Annotated in this window: 16 protein-coding genes and 1 pseudogene; 5 read left to right on the top strand and 12 right to left on the bottom strand. The window is 74.0% G+C overall.

The window, feature by feature from the left end; translation table 11 throughout:
- Nucleotides 1–9 precede the first annotated feature (9 nt).
- Nucleotides 10–1185, top strand: a complete 1176-nt coding sequence (locus ACTG9Q_RS10315; RefSeq protein ID WP_455572440.1) for a PucR family transcriptional regulator — start codon at nucleotides 10–12, stop codon at nucleotides 1183–1185.
- On the opposite strand, the gene ACTG9Q_RS10310 is transcribed toward ACTG9Q_RS10315, so the two are convergent.
- Nucleotides 1170–1952 (bottom strand): FkbM family methyltransferase, encoded by a 783-nt coding sequence (locus tag ACTG9Q_RS10310; protein WP_455572439.1) that lies wholly within the window; start codon nucleotides 1950–1952, stop codon nucleotides 1170–1172. The genes ACTG9Q_RS10315 and ACTG9Q_RS10310 overlap by 16 nt on opposite strands.
- Nucleotides 1953–1971: 19 nt before the next feature.
- Nucleotides 1972–2346 (bottom strand): hypothetical protein, encoded by a 375-nt coding sequence (locus tag ACTG9Q_RS10305; protein WP_455572438.1) that lies wholly within the window; start codon nucleotides 2344–2346, stop codon nucleotides 1972–1974.
- A gap of 247 nt (nucleotides 2347–2593) precedes the next feature.
- Here ACTG9Q_RS10305 and ACTG9Q_RS10300 point away from each other — a divergent pair, with 247 nt between their 5' ends.
- The gene (locus tag ACTG9Q_RS10300; RefSeq protein ID WP_455572437.1) at nucleotides 2594–3616 is read left to right on the top strand and encodes a DUF3068 domain-containing protein; all 1023 of its coding nucleotides are present in this window, start codon (nucleotides 2594–2596) and stop codon (nucleotides 3614–3616) included.
- Nucleotides 3617–3624: 8 nt separating this feature from the next.
- On the opposite strand, the gene ACTG9Q_RS10295 is transcribed toward ACTG9Q_RS10300, so the two are convergent.
- Nucleotides 3625–4380 (bottom strand): methyltransferase domain-containing protein, encoded by a 756-nt coding sequence (locus tag ACTG9Q_RS10295; RefSeq protein WP_455572436.1) that lies wholly within the window; start codon nucleotides 4378–4380, stop codon nucleotides 3625–3627.
- Between the two features lie 84 nt (nucleotides 4381–4464).
- Between ACTG9Q_RS10295 and ACTG9Q_RS10290 the strand changes: the two genes are divergently transcribed.
- Nucleotides 4465–5604: a glycosyltransferase family 4 protein gene (locus tag ACTG9Q_RS10290; protein WP_455572435.1), complete on the top strand. Its 1140-nt coding sequence runs from the start codon at nucleotides 4465–4467 to the stop codon at nucleotides 5602–5604.
- 6 nt (nucleotides 5605–5610) lie between these two features.
- Here the strand turns inward: ACTG9Q_RS10290 and ACTG9Q_RS10285 are convergent, their stop codons facing one another.
- The gene (locus ACTG9Q_RS10285) at nucleotides 5611–5778 is read right to left on the bottom strand and encodes a hypothetical protein (RefSeq protein WP_455572434.1); all 168 of its coding nucleotides are present in this window, start codon (nucleotides 5776–5778) and stop codon (nucleotides 5611–5613) included.
- 3 nt (nucleotides 5779–5781) lie between these two features.
- Nucleotides 5782–7476 carry a hypothetical protein gene (locus tag ACTG9Q_RS10280; RefSeq protein WP_455572433.1) on the bottom strand — a complete coding sequence of 565 codons (1695 nt, stop codon included), beginning with the start codon at nucleotides 7474–7476 and terminating at the stop codon, nucleotides 5782–5784.
- Nucleotides 7477–7563: 87 nt separating this feature from the next.
- On the opposite strand from ACTG9Q_RS10280, the gene ACTG9Q_RS10275 reads away from it, so the two are divergent.
- Complete coding sequence (locus ACTG9Q_RS10275) at nucleotides 7564–8829, top strand: polysaccharide biosynthesis protein (RefSeq protein ID WP_455572432.1); 1266 nt, start codon at nucleotides 7564–7566, stop codon at nucleotides 8827–8829.
- On the opposite strand, the gene ACTG9Q_RS10270 is transcribed toward ACTG9Q_RS10275, so the two are convergent.
- Together ACTG9Q_RS10270 and ACTG9Q_RS10265 are read right to left on the bottom strand one after the other, a co-directional pair.
- On the bottom strand, nucleotides 8815–12801 hold the full coding sequence (locus tag ACTG9Q_RS10270) for an alpha-(1->3)-arabinofuranosyltransferase domain-containing protein (RefSeq protein ID WP_455572431.1): 3987 nt from the start codon (nucleotides 12799–12801) through the stop codon (nucleotides 8815–8817). The two genes, ACTG9Q_RS10275 and ACTG9Q_RS10270, sit on opposite strands and share 15 nt — an antisense overlap.
- Nucleotides 12798–14582, bottom strand: coding sequence for a hypothetical protein (locus ACTG9Q_RS10265; protein ID WP_455572430.1), 1785 nt, complete (start codon nucleotides 14580–14582; stop codon nucleotides 12798–12800). Before ACTG9Q_RS10265 ends, ACTG9Q_RS10270 begins: the two co-directional genes overlap by 4 nt.
- Nucleotides 14583–14676: 94 nt before the next feature.
- Between ACTG9Q_RS10265 and ACTG9Q_RS10260 the strand changes: the two genes are divergently transcribed.
- Nucleotides 14677–15393 carry a class I SAM-dependent methyltransferase gene (locus tag ACTG9Q_RS10260; RefSeq protein ID WP_455572429.1) on the top strand — a complete coding sequence of 239 codons (717 nt, stop codon included), beginning with the start codon at nucleotides 14677–14679 and terminating at the stop codon, nucleotides 15391–15393.
- Between the two features lie 26 nt (nucleotides 15394–15419).
- Here ACTG9Q_RS10260 and ACTG9Q_RS10255 read toward each other — a convergent pair whose 3' ends face one another.
- The 5 genes and pseudogenes from ACTG9Q_RS10255 to ACTG9Q_RS10235 form a co-directional block, all read right to left on the bottom strand.
- Entirely contained in the window at nucleotides 15420–16151 is a 732-nt protein-coding gene (locus tag ACTG9Q_RS10255) for a class I SAM-dependent methyltransferase (protein ID WP_455572428.1), read from the bottom strand.
- A 70-nt stretch (nucleotides 16152–16221) separates the two neighbouring features.
- The gene (locus ACTG9Q_RS10250; protein WP_455572427.1) at nucleotides 16222–17856 is read right to left on the bottom strand and encodes a substrate-binding and VWA domain-containing protein; all 1635 of its coding nucleotides are present in this window, start codon (nucleotides 17854–17856) and stop codon (nucleotides 16222–16224) included.
- Nucleotides 17857–19650, bottom strand: a complete 1794-nt coding sequence (locus tag ACTG9Q_RS10245) for an AMP-dependent synthetase/ligase (protein WP_455572426.1) — start codon at nucleotides 19648–19650, stop codon at nucleotides 17857–17859. It lies immediately after the preceding gene.
- A 204-nt stretch (nucleotides 19651–19854) separates the two neighbouring features.
- Nucleotides 19855–20148 carry a proprotein convertase P-domain-containing protein gene (locus tag ACTG9Q_RS10240; protein WP_455572726.1) on the bottom strand — a complete coding sequence of 98 codons (294 nt, stop codon included), beginning with the start codon at nucleotides 20146–20148 and terminating at the stop codon, nucleotides 19855–19857.
- 90 nt (nucleotides 20149–20238) lie between these two features.
- Nucleotides 20239–21045, bottom strand: a pseudogene (locus ACTG9Q_RS10235) (S1 family peptidase); the annotation flags it as partial.
- Between the last annotated feature and the right edge of the window lie 51 nt (nucleotides 21046–21096).

The following is a 21096-nucleotide window of genomic DNA, read 5'->3' as shown; positions in this document are numbered from 1 at the left end:
AGTCGTGCGATGGGCGCTCCGACCATCACGTCGCCGCTGCCTCCCGAGCTGGCCGACGTCGCCAGGGCGCAACTCGGGCGGCTGCCTGAGCTGGCCGCTGAACTCTCCGCGCTGCTGCGGGAGAAGGAGGAGTTCTACCGCCGGGTGCACGAGAGCGCCCCCGCGGAGCTGCGCAAGGTGTGCGAGGTCAACCTGCGCCACGCGCTGAACGCGTTCATCGAGTCCCGCGACGTCGACCTCGAATGCGCCCGCAAGACCGCCCGCGCCCAAGCCCGCCTCGGTATCCCATTGCCCGCCGTGCTCCGCGCGTTCCGTATCGCCGGGACGTTCTCCTATGAGGCGATTGTCGAGCGCGCGATCCCGCCCGGTGTGATCACCCCGGAGCAGCTGCTCCCGGTCAGCAACACCATTTGGCGGATCATCGACGCCTATTCGGAGGCCATCGCCTCGGCGTACACCGAGGTCGCCGCCGATAACGCCGGCTATGACGAGAAGGCCCGCGCCGAGCTGGTCGACGCCCTGCTGGAGGGCCGCTTCACCCGGCGGGCCGAGTTCGACGACGCCGCCAGGGGCCTCGGGCTGCCGCCCGCCGGTCCCTTCGTGGTCCTCTACGCCGACGCCGGTGACCTGGCCCCCTCCTCCGCCATCGACCCCAGCCGCTGGCGCGCGGTCTGGCGCCGCGGCCACGACGCCGAGGTCGGCGTGGTCGTCGTCGCCCGCACCGTCGACCTGCGCGGGCTGCGCCAGTCCCTGGACCGCCTGGGCGGCGCGGTCGGCATGAGCCCGCCGGTCTCCGGCCTCAACCTGCTCCCCGCGGCCCTTCGCCGCGCCCGGATAGCCCGCCGCTGCCTGGCCCCCGGCGAGACCGGCGCCGTCGCCTTCGCCGACCGCCCACTGACCACTTTGGTCGCGGGCGCCCCGCAACTGGCCCGCGAGCTCACCCGCGACATCCTCGCCGACCTGCTCACCCTCCCCGTGGCCGAGCGCGACGTGCTGCTGAAGACCCTGCAGGTGTGGTTCACCGAGCACGGCTCGGCCAAGGACGCCGCGGAGCGCCTTTTCGTCCACCCCAACACAGTCCGCTACCGCATCCGCCGCATCCAGGAACTGACCAGACGCGACCTGGCCGACCCGCGCGGCGCCGCGGAGCTGTACCTGGCGATCGAGACTCACCGCCTGAGCTGAGCCTTCCGGAACAGGACGTTGTTGATGTAGTGCGGTCCGCCGCGCAGGACCTTCTCCAGGTATCCGCGGCTGGTCACCAGCGGGAGCATCCGCTCCTGGTGGGCGGCGAGGTCGAAACCGGCCAGCGGCCGCCAGGCGCCCCCCGCCAGGATCTCGGCGCGATAGCCGAAGCCCGCCAGGTGCTCGACGATCTCGTCCACGGGACCGTGCCGGTACTCCAGCTCGATCAGCAACACCGGCGAGTGTTCGGTGAGGACGGTCGCGGCCCCGCGCAGGGCGGTGGTCTCCATGCCCTCGACGTCGAGCTTGATGATGGAGACGTCAGGCGGGGCAAGGTGATCGATGGTCGTGGTGGTCACCGGGACCGCCGGGCCGACGGCGGAGGCCATCGACGCGGTGGCCTCGGTGCCGCGGCCGGTGTCGGGGACGTAGAGCACCCCGGCGCCCGGGGTGTCGGTGATCGCGGCGCGGACGACGTCGACGTTGGGCGGGGCGGTGCGGGCCAGCACCCGGGCCACGGCGGGGTTCGGCTCCACGGCGACGACCCGGTCGAGGCGGCGGGCGAGGGCGCGGGACCAGGGGCCGTACCAGGCGCCGATGTCCAGCGCGGTGCCGCTGGTCGGGCAGAAGTCGCCCAGCCGGGCGAGTTCGGGCTCGAAGCGCGGGTACGTCGCCGCGAGCGCCGCGGTGACCAGGCGGTCGGGCACGCGCGCGGACAGCGCCGAGACCGCCGCGGTGACCCACGGGGTGGACAGGCCCAACGGCATGGTCGCCGTCCTTCCGGGGTCAGGCGACGGTCGCCGTGGTGAGCGCGGGCTGGTCGAGCAGGACGAGCCGCGCCAGCCCGCGGACCTGGCCCGCGAGGCCGGGTCGGGCGGAGATGGCGATGCCCACCGGCTCGGCTCCCGGCCCTCGACCGACAGTGACCGTTGCCGTGCAAGGGAAGCGTTCGCCGAGGACCAGGCCGGGCAGGTGCACGAGCACCTCGACGGAGTCGAGGGCGGCCCGGTCGCGCAGGCGGTCGAGCAGCGAGCGCCCCGCGGCCAGGTCGAGGACGCGGTGCCCGTGCATCGACAGCAGCGCGGCGGTGTCCTCGACCGCGGTGCGCGTGCGCGGGGGCGCGTGGGCGACGTGGTGGTGCACTCCGATGCGCAAGGGCACGGCCGCTTCCCTCCGAGGTCGGTGGCAGGGCCACATCTTCACCCCTGCCCGGTTGTTCGCGGGGACAGATCCCGTTGTCGCGCTGCGGCGAAAGACGCAATTCGCGGGGCCGATTGCCACGTCGCCGAGCACGGGGAGGACCGAACCGGCAGTGCGTGATCTGAGTCACTCTGTCTGCCGTCGGCGCTGGTGACTACGGTTGGACGCCTTCGGGTCGTTGTGACCTGCGTCTCGTGTTGGAGGACCGTTGCGTCGCATCGTGGGCTTCACCCTGTTGGGACTCGGGGTGTTCGCGGTCGTGCTCGGGGTGCTGCTGCGGGCCTGGGCGTACCCGAGCCTGGCCAAGGCGCCGGTGGACATCGACACCACCTCCGTCGCGGTCGGCCGCAACGTGACCGCGCTGCTGATCAGCGAGGGGCCGGGCGGCGTCCCGAACCCGGAGATCCGCTCCGGGCTCAACCTCACCTCCACCCGGCACGTGACCGGGGACCTGCTGGCGCCCGAGGTGGTCGACGGCGGTGAGGTCGCGGCCTGGGTCGAGGCCACCCGGGTCACCGAGGACGCCACGGGGACGGTCGTCTCCGCCAGCGTCCGCGAGGTCTGCCTCGACCGGGCCACCAACCTCGCCGTCGCCCCGTGCGAGAACCAGTACATCGAGGACAAGGAGCGGGGCGCGCGGGAGACCGCGCCGCGCGGCGACGTCCAGCAGCCCGGGCTGAGCCTGAAGTTCCCCTTCGGCACCGAGCGGCGCGACTACCCGATGTACGACATTGCCGTGCGCGGTTCCCTCGACGCGCGGTTCGAGGCGGAGGAGGAGATCGACGGCTTGGCCGTCTACCGCTTCGTCCAGGTGGTCCCGCGCACCAAGATCGGCGAGCGGGACGTGCCCGGCGCGCTGCTGGGCAAGGCCGAGCCCGCCGTGCGCGCCGACCTGTACTACGAGAACCGGCGCACGATGTGGGTCGAGCCGGTCTCCGGCGCGATCATCGACGGCCAGGAGGAGCGCAAGCAGGAGCTGCGCGCCCCGGGCGACATGCCCGGCGAGGGCACGCTCGTCTTCGACGGCACGCTGGAGTTCGACGACAAGACCGTGTTCGCGAACGTCGCGACGGCCGAGGGCAACATGTCGAAGCTGTGGCTGATCACCACGTTCCCGCTGATCCTCTGGATCGCGGGCGGCGTGCTGGCCGCGGTCGGGCTGGCGCTGCTCGTGCTGCTCTGGCACGGCAAGCCCGGCGGCGCCCGCAGCCGGGACGCCCGCCACGCCTGAAACACGGACTAGTGCTTGCGCAGCACCAGCACCAGGTTCCACGAGACGACTTCGCGCAGCCCGGGAATGCGGACGACCCACTGGGCCCACCACGGGTGGTATCGCGGAAACGCGCGGACCAGCGTCGCCGTCTCGCATTGCCTGGCCCACCGCAGGGCGGCGCCAATGGAGATCCGGAACAGGCTCTCGCCGAATTTGTTCTTCGGTTCCCTGCCGTGCTCGCGGCGATACCGAGAGCGCGCGTACCGGCCGCCCAGGTAATGCCACGGCGCGGTCTCGTGCCCGCCCCACGGGGAATACCACGGGGTGAACGAGACGAACACCGTGCCGCCCGCCGCGGTCACCCTGACCATCTCATCGAGCATTCTCCCCGGGTCGGAAACGTGTTCGAGGACGTTGGAGGAATAGCAGACCGCGACCGCGCCGGTGCGGACCGGCAGCGCCGTCCCGCTGGCCCTGACCATGCCCTCGGCGGGCGCCCCCCGGGCGGAGAGCTCGCCGACATCGGGGTCCAGGCCCAGGTAGCGGGCCCCGGCGGCGCGGAACGCCTCGGCGAAGTAGCCGGGACCGCCGCCCACGTCGAGCACCGTGGCGCCGTCCAGCCCGGTGTGCTCGGCGAGCTGGCGCACGGAGTCGGCGGCGAGGACCTGGTAGAAGTGATCGGGGTCGGACTGCTCGCGCAGGAATGCCCGGAACAGCAGGACCGACCGGCGCAGGGTGGCGTCCCTCCTGGCTGAATCGGTTCTCGTCGGGATCGGCGGCATCGCGGATTCCCTTTCGCAGGCGGGCGTTCTAGGCTGTACCGGTTGGTAACCTAGCACTTTCCGCCGAGGGCATGGAGCGCGCGTTTGCGTCGGGAATCGGACAATCGCCCGCGGGTCCTGCTGCTGAACTGGCGCGACACCGGCCACCCCGAGGGCGGCGGGTCGGAGCGCTATGTCGAGCGGGTCGCCGAGGGATTGGCCGCGCTCGGATATCGGGTCACCATCCAGTGTTCGGCGTATTCCGGCGCGGCGGTCGGCGAGTGGGTCCGCGGCGTGCGGGTCCGCAGGCGCGGGCGCAGGCTCTCGGTGTACCCGCTGGCCCTGCTCTCGGTGCTGCGCCACCGCGCCGACGTGATCGTGGACGTGCAAAACGGGATGCCGTTCTTCGCCCGCCTCGTGGCCCGCTGCCCGGTCCTCGTGCTGGTGCACCACGTCCACCGCGAGCAGTGGCGCTCCGCCGTCGGCCCGGTGGCCGGGCGCCTCGGCTGGTGGATCGAGTCGTGGCTGGCCCCTCGGGTGAATCGCAAGTGCCGCTATATCGCCGTTTCCGAGGTGACGCGCCGAGAGCTGGTCGAGTTGGGGGTGGCCGAGGAGCGGACCTCGGTGGTGCCCAACGGGCTCGACGCCGTCCCCGCCACCCGGGCCCGGCAGCGCCGGGAGCCGACCCTGGTCGCGGTGAGCAGGCTGGTGCCGCACAAGCGGATCGAGCACGCCATCGACGTGCTCGCCCGCCTCGGCCCCCGGTGGCCGACGCTGCGGCTGGAGGTGGTCGGGACCGGCTGGTGGCTGGAGAACCTGCGCGAGCACGCCCGGCTGCGCGGCGTGGCCGACCGGGTCGTCCTGCACGGCTGGGTGGACGAGCAGCGCAAGCACGAGATCCTGGCGGGCGCCTGGGTGCACCTGTGCCCGTCGGTGAAGGAGGGTTGGGGCATCGCCATCATGGAAGCCGCGGCGCACGGCGTGCCCTCGGTGGCCTACCGGGCCGCGGGCGGCGTCGCTGAGTCTATTGTGGACGCCGAGACCGGGTTGCTCGCCGAGGACTTCGAGCAGTTCGCCGCGCACGTGGAGCGGCTGCTCGACGCGCGGGCCGAGCGCGCCGAACTCGGCCGGGCGGGCAGGCGCCGCGCCCGGGGGCTGCACTGGGACAACACCGTCACGGGCTTCGAATCGGCGCTGCGGCTGGCCGCCGCGATGCCGACGCCGCGCAGGCGGGAACTCGGCTAGTTCAGGTCAGGGAGTGCCGTAGTCGACGGCGCCGGAGTTGTTGACCGGCGCGATCGGGCTGAACTGCACCTTGTCGTCCGGCGCGCTGGAGGCGATCACCGCGAAGGTCGCGCCGGTGGCCAGGGCCGCGCCGACCAGGACTGACGCCAACGCGCCGACAACCAGCTTGCCCACAGGTCACTCCTCGGATCGGCCCCGACGTCGATGTCGACTCGGCCACAATCTACCGTTCGGTAACCACCGCCACAATAGCGCGGCCGCGACGAGCCCGAGGGCGGCGAGATCGGCCGCCAGCACCGGAAACGGGTGCGGACCCGCCCGCGTGGCCGGGGCCTGGTGGTCCGGCACCCGGTACAGCGACAGCCACGGGCCGGTGTGCACCTTCTCCAGGCGCGCCAGGAGCCCGGCGTCGACGCTGCCGGGAGTGCCGTGCTCGACCAGCACCCAGCCGATCCCGTGGCGCCCGGGGGACTGCGGCAGCGTCCGGCGGATGGCCGCGACCCTGCGGTCCTCGCCCGCGATCGCCCGCCCGCCGACGTAGAGGGTGTCGTCGATGACGGTGGGCCGGGGCAGCACCCGGGGCGCGGGGTCGAGCTGGGTCCGCCCGTCGTTCCAGGCGAACCGGCGGAAGGCCGAGAGCGGGAGCGCGAGCACGTCGCCGGGGCGGGGGTCCGCGGCGAGCAGCGCGGCCACCCGGTGCCAGTCGTCCGGATAGGACACCGCGTGCAGCCGCCCCGCGCCGCCCCAGGCCAGGTCCGGCAGGACGGCGATCGGGAACAGCGCGGCCCCGGCCAGCAGCGCGGCCCGGCCCCGGCCCCGGAAGTACGCCGCGGCGCGCTCGACGCCCAAGGCGGCCCCCACCGCCATGGGCAGCGCCCACCAGGCCACCCACTTCTGCGAGTCGCGCAGCAGCCCGGCGCCGGGCACGGTGTCGAGCAGCACCCGCAGGGCCTCGGCGCCCAGTGGCAGGGTGCTCGCCGTGGCCACGAGAACGCCGAGCGCGCCCAGGAGGACCAGCGACCGCGCGGGCGCCACACCCCAGCGGACGGCCAGCGTCCGCGCCCCGAGCAGCGCGACACCGACCACGGCGACGGTCAGCACCGGCAGCACCGGGTTGCCGCGGCTGGCCGGGACCACCTCGGCGTTCCAGATCCCGCCCAGTCCCAGCACGCTGAGCACCGGACCGGCCCAGTTCTCCGCGCGGGCCCCGAACAGCGCGACCGCGGCCCCGTCGGACAGCCCGCCGCCCGGGTGCAGCACCGAGGGCACCCACCACGGCGCGTTGAGCACCACCGCCACGAGCGCGGCCCACCCGGACTTGGCGCGCCCGGCGCACGCGAAGGCGACCCCGGCGGCGAGGATGCCGCCGGTCGGGGTGAGCGCGGCGGGCGCGCTCGCCAGGACCAGGCGCGCGACACCGCCGCCGTGCCGCAGCCGCAGGGCGGCCATCGCCACCCAGGGCAGGGACGCGTACGCCAGCAACAGTGCCCAGTGCCCCAGGAACAGCCGCTCGGCGACGTAGGCCGACCAGCCGTAGCCGACGCCCGCGACGATCCGCACCCCGGTCGAGTCGCTCGGCACGAGCCTGCCCGCGCCCAGCGTCGCGGCGAACAGCGCCAGCGCCAGCGCCGCCTGCTGCGCCAGGTCGCCCGGGACCACCGTGGTGACGAGCGCGACGACGGCGTCGACCGGGACCGCCCGCGGCAGCGCCGACCCGAGCCCGACCGCGTCGGGCACCAGCCAGTGCCGGGGCGCGAACACCATGTCGTACACCAGGACGAAGCCGCGCCCGAGCACCGGCGCCAGCACGGCGACGGCGAGCGCCGCCGCCACCGCGGGCAGCGCCCACGCCGTTCGCCCGCGGATCGCCATTGGTTCCTTCCCGGCCGGTGAAACGCTACAGTCCCGACAAGTTACCGCCTGGTAATGCAAGTCAGGTCCCCGAAATCCGGAGCCACCGTGCCGCCCCTGGCCACCACGCCGCTCGCCGCCCGGCAGGCGCTGCTCGTCTCGGTCGCGTTGGCGGCCAACAACGGCGCCAGCTACCTGATGACGGTGATCGCCGCGCGGCTGCTCTCCCCGGCGCTGTTCGGTGAACTCGCCGCGCTGCTCGCGCTCTTGGTGGTCGGCGTGGTCCCCGCGATGGGCCTGCAGACCGTGGTCGCCCTGCGGGTGGCCGGCCAGCGGATGGCCAGTCAGAGGGTGGCCAGCCAGCAGGTTGCCGGGCAGCGGGTCGACCGCGAGCCGACGCCGCTGGGTCACGCCGAAGGCGGGCAGGTCCTGGCGCTCGGCCTGCGCACCACCGCCGCGGTCACCGCCATCGCCCTGGCGGCCTCGCCGCTGGTGATGGCGCTGCTGCACCTCGACGGCCTGTGGCAGGCGCTGTGGCTGGCGCTCTCGCTCGCGCCGCTGTCCCTGCTCGGCCTGTTCCACGGCATCCTGCAGGGCACCGGCCGCTTCCACCGGCTCGCGGTGATGATCGGCCTCGAGGCACTGGGCAAGGCGGGCGGCGCGCTGGCCGGGCTGCTGCTGTTCGGCACCACCGCCGCCACCCTCGCCGGGGTCGCGATCGGCTCGACGGCGGTGGCCGCGGTCGCCTGGGCCGTGTGCGGCGCGCCGAGGCCGACCGGCCGCGGGCGCGCGGAGTCCGCCGCGGTGGCGCACGCCGCTCAGGCGATGCTCGCGCTGGTGCTGCTGGTGAACCTCGACCTGGTGCTGGCCAGGTACTTCCTGTCCGCGTCCGAGGCGGGCGAGTACGCCATCGGCGCGGTGCTGACCAAGATCGCCTACTGGCTGCCCTCCGCTGTCGGCGTGCTCGTGCTGCCCCGGCTCGCCGACCCGGCCAACCGCGCCCGCGCGGTGCCGGTCGCGCTGGCGGTCTGCGCGGGCCTCGACGCGCTGGTCGTGCTGGTCGCGGCGGTGTTCGGCCGGGAGGTGGCCGCCCTGATCGGCGGCGGGCAGTACACCGCCTCCGCGCTGCCCATGTGGCAGTTCGCGCTGGTCGGCAGCCTGCTCGCGCTCGTGCAGATCCTGCTGTTCTCCCGCATCGCCCACGGCGACCGCCGCTCGTCGGCGCTCATCTGGCTCGCGGTGGCCGCCGAGGTCGTCCTCGTCGCCACCGTGCTGCGGTCCGGGGTGGGCGAGGTGGTCACCGCGGCCGTCCTGGCGACCGGGCTGCTCGTCTGCGCCGGGGCGGTGGCCGAGGCCAGGTCACTGCGGCGCTGACTCCGGCCAGTCGAGGCAGGCGGCGATGACGGCGGCGAGCGCGACCAGCAGCGCGGCCTGCACGGGCAGGCCGTAGACCCAGTCCTGGCCGTGGCCCGCCACCCGTCCCGCCACCGCCGTCACCGCGGCGGTGACCCCGCCCGCGAGGACCAGCAGACGCGGGGCGGGCGCCCAGACCGCGCGCAGGAACAGGCACGCCAGCAGGGCCACCACCGCGGGCATCCCGCCGAGCACGGCGATCAGCCCCACCAGCGCCGCCTGCGTGACCCGGCGGCCACCCGGCGCGGTGCCGACCGGCGTACGCCCGCGGACCGGCAGCGCGGCCACCACGAGCGCGGCGAGCACGGCCAGCGCGCCGGTCAGCAGGGCGAGCCGGTAGTCGCGGTCCGGCGTGAACTCCAGGCGCACCACCGCTTCCCCGACCGCGGGCAGCCGCCACGCCTGCTGCCAGCCGTCCACCCTGGTCCTCGGCAGCGGCAGCCCGTCCACCGTGGCCACCCAGCCGGGGTTGGCGTTCTCCGGCACGCTCAGCAGCGCCGCCGGGCCGGGGCCCACGGTGAGCACCCGCTCCGTGGCGCCCCACCGCTCGACCCGCACCTCCCGCGTCCGCGGCGCTTCGGCGGGCAGGGCGCCCCGCAGGGAGATGTCCTGGACGACGAAACCGGCCGACGGCGCGGTGCGCAGCTCGTGGCCCCGCGCCGGGAGGTCGATCCCGCCCTCGCTGTCCGGGCACATCCGCAGGGGCAGCGGGCGGTGCCCGGTGTAGTCGCCGTAGGTGCCGGTGACCGCGGTGTCGTAGGCGGTCCCGTCGACCGTGACGGCAGGCCCCTGTCCACAGGGGACCTCGAACACCGTCTCCGGCGTCACCGACGGCCGGGACGCGCCCTCGACGACGAGGTCGCTGACGCCGACCGGCGCGCTGTTCCCCGGCGGCGCGAACGCCAGCTCCAACCACCGCGTGCGCACCGTCAGGTCCGCGGCGCCCGAGCGGTCCAGCGCCACCTGGCGCACGCCCGCGTCGGTGCGGACCTCCACTTCGGACGGCCGGACGGCGCCGGTCCTCGGGTCGGTCATGATCCGCAGCCCGGTGACGTTCTGCGGCGTCGGCCAGGTCATCCGCAGGGCCGGGTCCTTGTCGCCCGCGGCGGCGATCCAGGTCGTGATCCGGTCGCCGTCCACCGCGGCCACCGGCCCCACCGCCGGGTCCCCGCCCAGCGACGACGACGCCGTCACGGTGCCACCCACTGGACCCCCGACCGGGCTCGTGCCGCCGAAGCGGGGCAGGACCGTGCCGGAGAGGGTGTAGTTCGCGGGCGCGGTCGTGCTGAACAGCCGGTGGACGCCGCCGGGCTCCTCACCGGCGCGGGCCAGCGCGCCGTCGCAGCGCGGCACCCCGTCCTCGACCACGCACGGATAGCGCGGCAGCGGACCCCGGGTGAAGGCGAGCGCCGCGGGGGAGCCCGCGGCGGGCACCCGCAGCGCGCGCTCGGCGGTGACCCCGGGGATGGCCAGCTCGGCGATCCCCACGTTGCCCGCCGTCCGGCCCGCCGCCACCGACAGCACCGTGACCTGGACGGTGCTGGTCAGCCCGCCCGCCGTGGTCAGGGCGCGCGGCTGCCTGCCCCGGGGGATCTCGCGGTCGACCGAGCCGCCGTCGGTGGTGATCCGCACCGCGGTGACCGGCCAGCCCAGCGCCAGGTCGTCCACCAGGGTGAGGGTGACCTCCTCGACCACCCGCGGGGTGTCCAGCTCGACGCGCAGCCACTGGCCCGCCGGGCCGGTGTAGGTCGAGGAGTGCCACGCCGTGCCCTGGTCCCCGTCCACCGCGGCGAACGGCTGCCGGGACGGGTCGGTGGCGCCCACGGCGTCGGCGAACCCGGCCGAGGTCGACGCGGTCACCGCGCGCACGCCGCGCAGCACGGCCGCGGTCTGGGTCCGCGCGTCCTGGAACGGGAGCAGGTCGAGCGACTGCCTGCCGAAGCGGCCGGGCTCGCCCGCGGTCAGCGTGTGGCCGAGGTTGTCGTGCACGGAGCCGACGTCGCGCTCGCGCCTGCGCAGCCCGTCGGTGGCCATGACCGGCCCGCCCGCGCCGCCGTCCCCGGCCAGCACCGTCGGCGCGGCCGGGTCCAGGATTCCCGCGTCCAGCAGGGTGAGCAGCGACTCCGGCCCGCCCGCCACGGTCGGCACGTCCTCGTCGACGACCACGCCGACCCGCGGCACCGGCGCCCGCACCTCGTACACCTCGATCGAGGGCACCGGGCTCTCGTCCACCACCGAGGTCCCCGGCACGGCGCGCGGGTCGACGCCGGGGCCGAACTCGGCCACCCTGGCCAGCCCGGGGGAGGCGGCCAGGCCCGCGCGCAGCAGGGTCATCGGCGGCGTGCCCGGCGCCGAGCGGTCGAGGTCGTTGCGCAGCAGCACGAACCGGTGCCCGGAGCGGGCCAGGAACGCCGCCAGCCCGGGGGAGCCGCGCCCGGAGCCGACCGCGTCGGCCACCGCGTCCATCAGCCGGGTGTTGCCCTCCGACCCGAGCGGAACCTGCCCGCGCACCGCCCACGGCGCCTCGGCGAGCGCCTGCGCGGGCTCGTCGACCGTGCGGCCCCAGGTGTACTCGCCGAACGAGGACGCGGGCAGCATCAGCGTGCGGGCGTGCGGGTCCTGCTCGGCCAGCCAGGACATCGCCGCGGGCCAGTGCTCGGGGACCTCCTCCCAGCCGGGGCCGGGGCGCAGGGTGAACAGCCAGGCCGGGGCCGCGACCACCAGCACGAGCGCGGCCCCCAACCCGGCGCGGGCCCGGCGGTCGAGGCCGGGGGCGGGCGTGGACACCGCGTGCGCGAACGCCAGCATCAGCGGCAGGCGCAGCACCGGCTCGAACTTGTGGACGTTGCGCAGTGGCGCCAGCGGCCCGTCGAGCAGGGCGCGCGCGGACTCGGCCAGCGGGCTGCCGAGCGCGCCGACGTGGCCGACGCAGAGCAGCGTCACCGCGACGACGACGCCGAGCACGAGGAAGCGCCGCTCCGGCAGCCGCGGCAGGACCAGCCCGACCAGCCCCACCGCGGCGAGGAGGCCGGTGGCCAGCATCAGGACCGGGTTGTCCACCAGCAGGAAGCCCGACGGCCACCACGGCTCGCCCTGGGCGACGTAGGCGACCCACTGGTTCGTGCCGCGCAGCGCCTGGAACAGCGAGACCGGCGCGGTGGTGTTGGCCGAGGACTCGATGTAGTCGAGGAACGGCAGGCTGTACTGGCCGAGCAGCAGCAGCGGGAGAATCCACCACAGGCACACCGCGATGACGAACCCGCACCACCACAGCACGAGCCGCACGTGCTGCCGGGTCCACGTCCTGGTCAGCAGCCACAGCCCCGGCAGCACCAGCGCCATGACGACCATCGCGCCGTTCACCCCGCCGACGCACAGCACCGCCAGCGCGGAGAGCCCGGCGGCGCGCCGCGGCGAGCCGATCCGGTCGGCGCGCACCAGCGGCAGGAGAATCCACGGCAGCGCGACCGCGGGCAGCATCTCCGCCGAGACCGGGCCGATCTCGGTGAGCATCCGCGGCGCGAGGGCGTAGCCGAACGCGCCGATGTGCCGGGCGGCGGGCCCGCCGATCCGCAGCGCGCGGGCCAGGGCGAGCATCCCGGCGTACGCCAGGCACAGCAGCAGCGCGCACCACAGCCGCTGCGCGACCCACGGCGGCAGCCCGAGTCCCTGGCACACCGTGAAGAACGGCCCCATCGGGAACAGGTACCCGTAGGCCTGGTTCTGGATCTCGCCCGCCGTGGACTCCGGGTTCCACAGGTGCAGGGCGCGCGCGAGGAACCCCGAGGGGTCGACGGTCAGGTCGAGCTTGGTGTCGAACGTGGTCCGGCCCGGCCGCTGGAGGAACGAGACCAGGACGAGGACCAGCATCCCGATCACGGTGGGGTTCCGGGGCAGCGCGGCGACCCGGTTTCCCGCCCGCAGGTGGCTCACGGGGCGGGCTCCACCCAGGGGTGTCCCACTTGGACGGTGTCGACGCAGACCGCGGCCGCCGGTGTCGTGCGCCGCAGGTCGATCCGGCTGAACGCGCCGTCGACGACCAGGCTCAGCCGGTGCACGCCCGCCTCGACGCGCACCAGCTGCTCCGCGCCCGCCACCGACACCGAGACCTCGCCCGCGTCGGCGGTGTAGTAGCCGATCAGGACGACGAGCTTGCCCGAGACCGCCTCGGTGAGCGGGACCGCGGTCAGCTCCCCGGTCACCGCCCAGCCGCAGCCCGCCACCGGCCCCGGCTCGGCGGCGACGGGGGCCAGGACGCCCTCGACCGGCCGGGGCGTGCCGGTGGTGTCGAACATGTGCAGGGTCTCGGCGGGCTGGTCGAACCGGGCCCGCACCGGCAGGAGCGCGGTCAGCCGCGACACCCGGGCGTCGTGGCCGAACCCCCAGGTCACCATCATGTCGTTGGGCACGTGGGAGTCGAAGACCGGCAGGTCGGGGCGGGCCTGCAGCGCCGAGCGCACGTTCGCCACGTAGTCACGGGCCGCGGTGAAGGGCACCGCGGTGGCCAGGGACAGGGCGGCGACGGTCGCGCTCACCGCGAACAGCGCGGTCAGCGCGGTGAGCGCGGCGGCCGGGACCACCGCGCGGCGGCCGCGCTCGGCGCGCTCCCCGGGCGGGAGGTACGCGAAGGCGCCCATCAGGACCGCCACCGGCACCGCGTCGGCCAGGAACCGCGGGTCGCTGCCGATGAGCACGCCGAACTGCGGCAGCCGGGCGGTGGCGACCAGGACCAGGTCGACGGCGAGGTAGCCGCCCAGCGCGGCCCACGCCAGCACGGCCCGCCGACGCGACCGCGCGATCCCGCCTGCGACCACGGCGACGGCGGCCAGCCCGACGGCGACCCGCACGGCCGCCGCCGGGTCGGCCCAGGTCATCCCCACCGCGTCGCCCGGCCACGGGCCGCCGAACAGGCCGGGCAGCAGGGTGTCGACGACCGCGCGCCGGACGAACTCGGCGGTGTCCATGGTGGGGGTCCCCAGGGCGGGCGGCACGGAGACGAGGATCAGGTAGACCAAGGCGTAGCAGGCGATGAGGGCTCCGTAGCCGAACCACAGCTTGCGGTGCTCCCGCCAGGCCCAGGACAGCGCCTCGGCGCCCGAGGGGGCGAGCAGCGCCGTCACCGCGAACAGCAACGCCGGGACCAGGATCGCCTTCTCATAGAACGCGAGGCCCGCCACCAGCCACAGCACGGCGCCGATCGCATAACCCCGGCGGCCCGTGCGCAGGTGGCGGACGTGGCAGTCCAGGGCGGCGGCCATGGTGAGCAGCACCGGCACCATCTGCACGGCGAAGGCCCACCACAGCGTGCTGAACAGCACGATCGGCGAGAACGCGAAGGCGGCGAACGGGACCAGCACCGCGCGGCGCGCGCCGAAGCAGACCACCAGCAGCCGCCAGAACGCGAGCAGCGCGCCCGCGTGCATGGCCAGCACGGGCAGGACGGCGACGGTGTGGTTCAGCGGGCTGATGGCGGTGGCCAGCCAGGCCAGCAGGAACACGCCGGGGGCGAGGTGGCCGTTGTAGTCCTGGAACAGGTAGGCGGGGTCATAGGGCACCGCCGCCGCGGCGCGCTGGATGATGGCGAAGTCGTCCTGCCAGAAGTATCCGCTCAGGACCGTCGTCGCGTGCAGCGCGAACGGGACCAGCCCGATCAGCAGCGCCGCGGCGCCGAGCAGCCGCCCGCGCCCGCCGACGGCAGGACTGTCCAGCCGCACAGATCACCTCCGCCTTGGTTGTGCGCATCTTGCCAAACACGGTTACCAATGGGTAGATATGCGGGCTGACCCGATTCCCAGGCAGGTGCAGGCAATGCCCCGATCGCGCGACGACGCCTTTGAGCGCGTCTGGTCCACTGCCGACGCCGTGCCCGGCTGGACGACCCGCGACCAGGGCCGGGCCCTGTGGGACGCGGTGCGCAGGCTCGCGCCCGGGTCGGTGGTGGTGGAGATCGGCAGCCACCAGGGCCGCTCGACCGTCGTTCTCGGCCACGCCGCGGCGTCGGTGGGCGCGCGGGTCGTGGCCATCGACCCGTTCCTGGAGGGGCCGCCCTTCGGCGGGCGCAGGACCAGGGACGCGTTCGAGGCCAACATCGCCGCGTCCGGCCTGACGGGGACCGTCGAGCTGGTCGTCGGCTACAGCACCCGGCTGCGGCCCGGCTGGGACCGGCCCGCCGACCTGCTGTTCATCGACGGCAAGCACGATTACTGGACCTACACCGACGACCTGCGCTGGTCCGCCTTCCTGCCCGCGGGCGCGGAGGTCCTGGTGCACGACTGCTTCTCGTCGGTCGGGGTGACCAGCGGGACGGTGGCGAAGGTGCTCACGGGCTCGCGCCTGACCTACCACGACCGGGTGGGCTCGCTTGCGCGGTTCACCGTCGCGCGGCCGTCGTGGCGGGACCGGCTGCGCCTGGCGGGGGAGCTGCCGTGGTTCGTCCGCAACGTGCTGCTGAAGGTGTTGCTGCGCCTGCGTTTGCGGCCGGTGGCGCGGATGCTGGGGCACCACAGCCCGGTGGACCCGTACTAGATCGTGCTCCACGCCTGAAACACGGCCTAGGTCTTGGTGATGACGTAGCGGGTGAGGCGCCAGTGGGTTGAGCGGTCGTCCTCGGTCAGGGTGTCGACGACGGTGCCGCCCGCGGCGGTGATGATCGCGGTGAACCGCTTGTCCGACAACGCCGTCATGCGCATCGGAGCGGGGTAGCCGAGCAGCTTCCGCTGGCCGAAGGCGATGAGCCGGTGGGGGACGAGCCGCCACAGGACGCCCTTGAAAGTCCACAGTGGAGTGGTTGAGCAGTGCAGGACGGCGGTCCCGCCCGGGGCGAGCACGCGGACGAACTCCGGCAGGTAGCCCTCGATCACCTCGCGGGGGAGGTGCTGCAGGACCAGCGCGGTGTAGACGAGGTCGAACTCGTTGTCGCCGAACAGTTCCAGGTCCGGGGCGTCGTTGAGGACGAACTCGCACCGGCCGGTCGCGTCGATCGCGCGGGCGGTCTCCAGCATCGGCAGGGACACGTCGACGCCGGTCACCGCCTCGGCGTGGTCGGCGAGGGCGGTGGTCAGCCTGCCCGCCCCGCAGCCGAAGTCCAGCGCCCGCCGCCAGCGCGTCGGGCGGCCCAGCCGGGCGAGCCAGGCCCGGGTGTCGGCGACGTCGTCGCGGCCCAGGGCGAGGAACTCCTCGACGTCCCACCGGCCGCCGCGCTTGCCGGGGCTGACGTAGACGGCCCAGAGCGGGTCGCACTCGCCGAGCCGGGTCCAGTCCCGGCGCACTTCGTCGAAGCTCATCAGGGGCGAACCTACTCCGTGGGGACGGTGGCGCGCGGACAAAGCCGGTTGTCCCGCCGGACAAGCGGGCTCAGGAACCCGAGAGCTTGCTCAGGGCCGCGTAGAAGATGTCGCCGATCTTGGTCGGGTCGGGGGTGGTGAACGCCTGGCCGCCGGTGGCCTTGGTGATGGCGTCGAGCTCGGCGGTGTCGATGTCCGGGCCGATGCCGATGCCGATGATCTGCAGGGGGCGGCGGGGGTCCTGGAGCTTGGCCAGCTCGGCGAGCAGGGTCTTCCGCGAGATGCCGTCGGCGTCCTCGTTCCTGCCGTCGGTCATCACGATGACCAGGTTGATGCGGCCCGGCTCCCAGCTCTGCCGCGAGGACTTGTAGGCGGCGAGCACGCTGTCGTACAGGCCGGTGGCGCCGCCCTCGATCGCCCGGACGCCGCGCAGTGCCGCCACGGCGTCGCCGTCGAGGTGCTCGGAGACCGCGGCGACGGGCAGGAGCTGGCGGTAGTCCTTGTCGCCGTCCAGGCGGGTGGAGAACAGCCACATGCCGTAGCGGGTGGTCGGCTTGAACAGGCCCAGGCCCAGCTCGGCGGCCTTGAGGGTGACGCCCATGCGGTCGGTGCCGGTCCCGGGGACCGGCTCGGCCATCGAGCCGGAGACGTCGAGCAGCACCTGGACGCGGCCGCTGCGGTTGACCCCGGCCCAGCGGTTGAGGACCTGGTCGAGGGTGTCGGCGTCGGGCAGGGGGACCCGCTCGGCCGGGGTGGCCGAGGTGCGCTTGTCCTGGGAGCGGTCGCGCAGGGCGGCGCCGTCGGGGGAGCGGAAGCCCGCGTCGGCGAAGGCGGTCTCCTCGGCCATCAGGGTGGCCAGCAGCCGCTGGGCGAGGTCGCGCTCCACGGTGCGCGGCAGCACCGCGTACGGGTAGTCCAGCGCGGGTACCTCGGCATACGCGGCGACCAGGGGGGCGCCGGTGTCGCGGACGTTGTGCTTGAGGACCGACAGCTCCGAGGCCGGGAACGCCGTCAGCGCCCGGCCCTCGCTCCCGCCGCCGGGCAGGCGGGTGAACAGGTCGCCCACCTGGGGCAGGGTGTTCGGCGAGAGGGTGCGCATCAGCGCGGTCGCGGCCGCGCCCGGGTCGGGGGCCGCCGCCGTCACCTCCCGCACGCCCAGCAGGGTCGCCACGCCGATGGGGTCGCGGGAGGGGTCGGGCAGGCCGACCGAGCCCGCCTCGGCCGCCAGCACCGCCGACCAGGTCAGCGGTTCAGCGGGCCAGCCCAGCTCGCGCGCGGTGTCCTCGGCCACGGCCAGCACCACCGGCGACGACGCCACCGACGTCCCGGTCACCGGGACGTCCCACGCGCCGGTGGACTGGGCGTGCTGGAGCCAGCGGGTGGACTCCGGTATCCAGACGTCGGGGTACTCCCCGCCCTCGGAGACCACCAGGTCCTCGGCGACCACCCCGGACGCGCGGCTGGCCACCAGGACCTTGGCGCACGGGTCGGCCGCGGCCAGGCGGCGGGCGGCGGCGTCGACGACCGGGGCGATCTCGGGGGCCGCGGTCACCGACAGCGGCGCCCCCGCGCACTCCGGGCCGCCCACCCGCTCGGCCACGAAGCGGTAGCCGAACCAGGCGAGCAGGGCCAGCACCAGCAGTCCGGCGCTCAGCGCGACGGGTTTGCCGACGCCGCGGCGGTGGGCGGCGGAGTGTCGTCCCATCTACCGGAACAGACTGTCTACTTCGGCCTGGAAGTCCTTCATGACGACCCGGCGCTTGAGCTTCAGCGACGGGGTCAGGTGGCCGGTCTCCGGGCTGAACTCGGTGGCCAGGATGCGGAACCTGCGCACGGACTCCGCGGTGGAGACCGCCGCGTTGCCGTCGTCGACGGCCTTCTGAACCTCGGCGAGCAGATCGGGGTCGTCCACAAGGGAGGCCACGGTGGCCTCGGCGGCCTTGCCCGCGGTGGTCTTCCAGTAAGCGAAGTACTCCGGGTCCACGGTGATCAGCGCGGCGACGTACTTCTGGCCGTCGCCGACCACCATCGCCTGGGCCACCAGCGGGTGCGCGGCGATCCGGTCCTCGATGACGGCCGGGGCGACGTTCTTGCCGCCGGAGGTCACCAGGATCTCCTTCTTGCGCCCGGTGATCGACAGGTATCCGTCGGAGTCCAGCGACCCGAGGTCGCCGGTGGCGAACCAGCCGTCGGCGTCGATGGCCTCGGCGGTGGCGGCCTCGTTGTTCCAGTACCCGGAGAACACCACCTCGCCCTTGATCAGCACCTCGCCGTCCTCGGCGATGCGGACCGCCGTGCCGGGCAGCGGGCGCCCGACCGTGCCGGGCTTGAAGCCGTCGATGCTGTTCACAGTGGACGCCGCGGTGGTCTCGGTGAGGCCGTAGCCCTCCAGGACGGTCAGGCCGACGCCGCGGAAGAAGTGGGTCAGCCGCAGGCCGAGCGCCGCGCCGCCGGAGATCGCGTACTTCGCCTTGCCGCCGAGGGCCGCGCGCAGCTTGCCGTAGACCAGCTTGTCGAACAGCGCGTGCTTGAGCTTGAGGCCCAGGCCCGCCTTGCCCTCGGCCTCGCTGTAGGCGATCGCGGTGGCCGCGGCGGCGTCGAAGATCTTGCCCTTGCCCGCCGCGTGCGCCTTCTGCCGCGCCCCGTTGTAGACCTTCTCCAGCACGTAGGGCACCGACAGGATGAACGTCGGCTGGAAGGTGGCCAGGTCCTCCATCACCTTCTTGACGTCCGGGCCGTGGCCCATCGTCGCGCGGGTGTAGACGCAGCCGATCTGCACCATCCGGCCGAACACGTGGGCCACCGGCAGGAACAGCAGCGTCGTGGGGGCCTCGGAGCTGCCGGTGCCGCGGAACAGCGGGGCCAGCACCGTGGTGCCGTAGCCGCACTCGGCGAAGAAGTTGTCGTGGGTGAGCACGCAGCCCTTGGGCTGGCCGGTGGTGCCGGAGGTGTAGATCAGGGTGGCGACGTCGGCGCCGGTCACCGCCGTGCGGCGGGCCTCGACCTCGGCGTCGTCGATCCCGGCGCCCGCGGCCACGATCTGGTCGACGTCGTCGATGCGCCAGACGTTCCGCAGGTTCGGCACCGTGGCCCTGACCTGCTCGACGCGGGCGAGGTGCTCGTCGGTCTCGGCGATGATCGCCACCGCGCCGGAGTCCGACAGGATCCACTGGATCTGCTCGGTCGCCGAGGTCACGTAGATCGGCACCGGCACCGCGCCCGCCGACCAGATCGCGAAGTCGAGCAGCGTCCACTCGTACCGGGTCGCGGCCAGGATGGCCACCCGGTCGCCGGGGCCCACGCCCGAGGCGATGAGGCCCTTGGCCGCGGCCACGACCTCGTCTCGGAACCGCGCCGCGGTCACGTCGGACCAGCCCGCGCCCACGCGCCGCCGGAAGGAGACGTGGGTGGGCGCCTCGGCGGCGTTGGTGAAGACCAGGTCCGCCAAGCCCCCCGCCTCGGTGCGCTTCTCGACGGCGGGAACGGCGAATTCGCGCATGTATTTGCTCCTCGAACGACACACATGGGCAGCACTCGTGCCCAGAGCGCTACCTATCGGTAACTTTCCCGCGTATCTTGCCCGCCGTTGTCCGGTTGGGCCAGAGGGTGTGCGCAAAAGATACCTGCCCCGTTCGGGGGAAATGCCAAGAAAACGGCCCCGACCAGGCAGGACTCGCCTGGTCGGGGCCGGTGGGGGCGCAGGTCAGAACACGAGCTTCCAGGAGTCGATGTAGCCGGTGTCGCTCTGGTAGACGTCGCGGACCTGGAGGCGCCAGGTGCCGTTGGCGACCTCAGAGGACGCGTTGACCGTGTACGTGGCGATCACGTTGTCGGCGCTGTCGGAGCTGCTGGAGTTCTTCAGCCGGTAGGCGGTGCCGTCGGGGGCGACCAGGTCGATGACGAGGTCGCCGCGGTAGGTGTGCTTGATGTCCACGCCGACCGACAGGGTCGACGGGGCGTTGCCCGCCTGGCCGGTGACCGCGACGCTGCTGGACACCGCCGCGCCCGCGTCCGTGATGGTCACGTCGTTGGCGTTCTCGAAGGTGTCGCCCGGGTTCGGGTCCGGGTCGGGGTCGGGGCTGCCGCCCAGGTTGCGGGCAGCGGTCTGGATCGCCGTCGCCAGCGCGCTGACCTCGGCGTAGACGCCCGGGTAGTTCGGGCGGGCGCAGCCGCGGCCGTAGGAGACGATGCCGACCTGGATCCACCGGCCCGCGCCGTCCCGGCGGAACATCGGGCCGCCGGAGTCACCCTGGCAGGTGTCGACGCCGCCGTTGGGGAAGCCCGCGCAGATCTCCACCGCGGTCTTCATGCTCGGGTAGGCCTGGCGGCAGGTCGTGTCGCTGACGAAGGGGACATCGGCCTTGAGCAGGTAGCGCTGCTGCGCGCCGCCCTCGGTCGCCGCGCCCCAGCCCGCGATGGTGAACGTGCCGCTGTCGTACGCCGTGGTGGTGGCGATCGGCAGCAGCGCGGCGCCGCTGATCGGCTCGGACAGCCGGATCAGCGCCCAGTCCCCGCCCGCGGAGGTGTTGTAACCGGGGTTGCGGTGGACGTAGTTGGACCTGCGGGTGACCCGGCTGGTGCTCTGCAGGTCGACCACGCCGTAGGTGGCGGTGATGCTGGTGTTGTTGCCGGTGCTGCTGACGCAGTGCGCCGCGGTCAGCACCAGCGACTCGGTGTACATCGCCCCGCCGCAGCCCATCGACAGCCGCACCATCCAGGGGAACTCGCCCTGGGCGGCGCGGGTGCCGCCGACGACCTGCGGGGTGACGTCGCCGGGGTCCGACGACGGCGGCGCGGCGGTGGCGTGGCCCGCGGCGGCGGCCAGCGCGACCGCGACCCCCGTGGCCGCCAGCGCCGCGCGCCGGAATCTGGTGAACCAGATGCCCTCAGTCATGGTTCGTTTCCTTTCGCACATCGGCCACGGATGCAGGGTGGGTGGCCGAAA

This window comes from Actinokineospora lacus (assembly GCF_053813445.1).
This window is presented reverse-complemented; position numbering and strand designations above follow the sequence as displayed.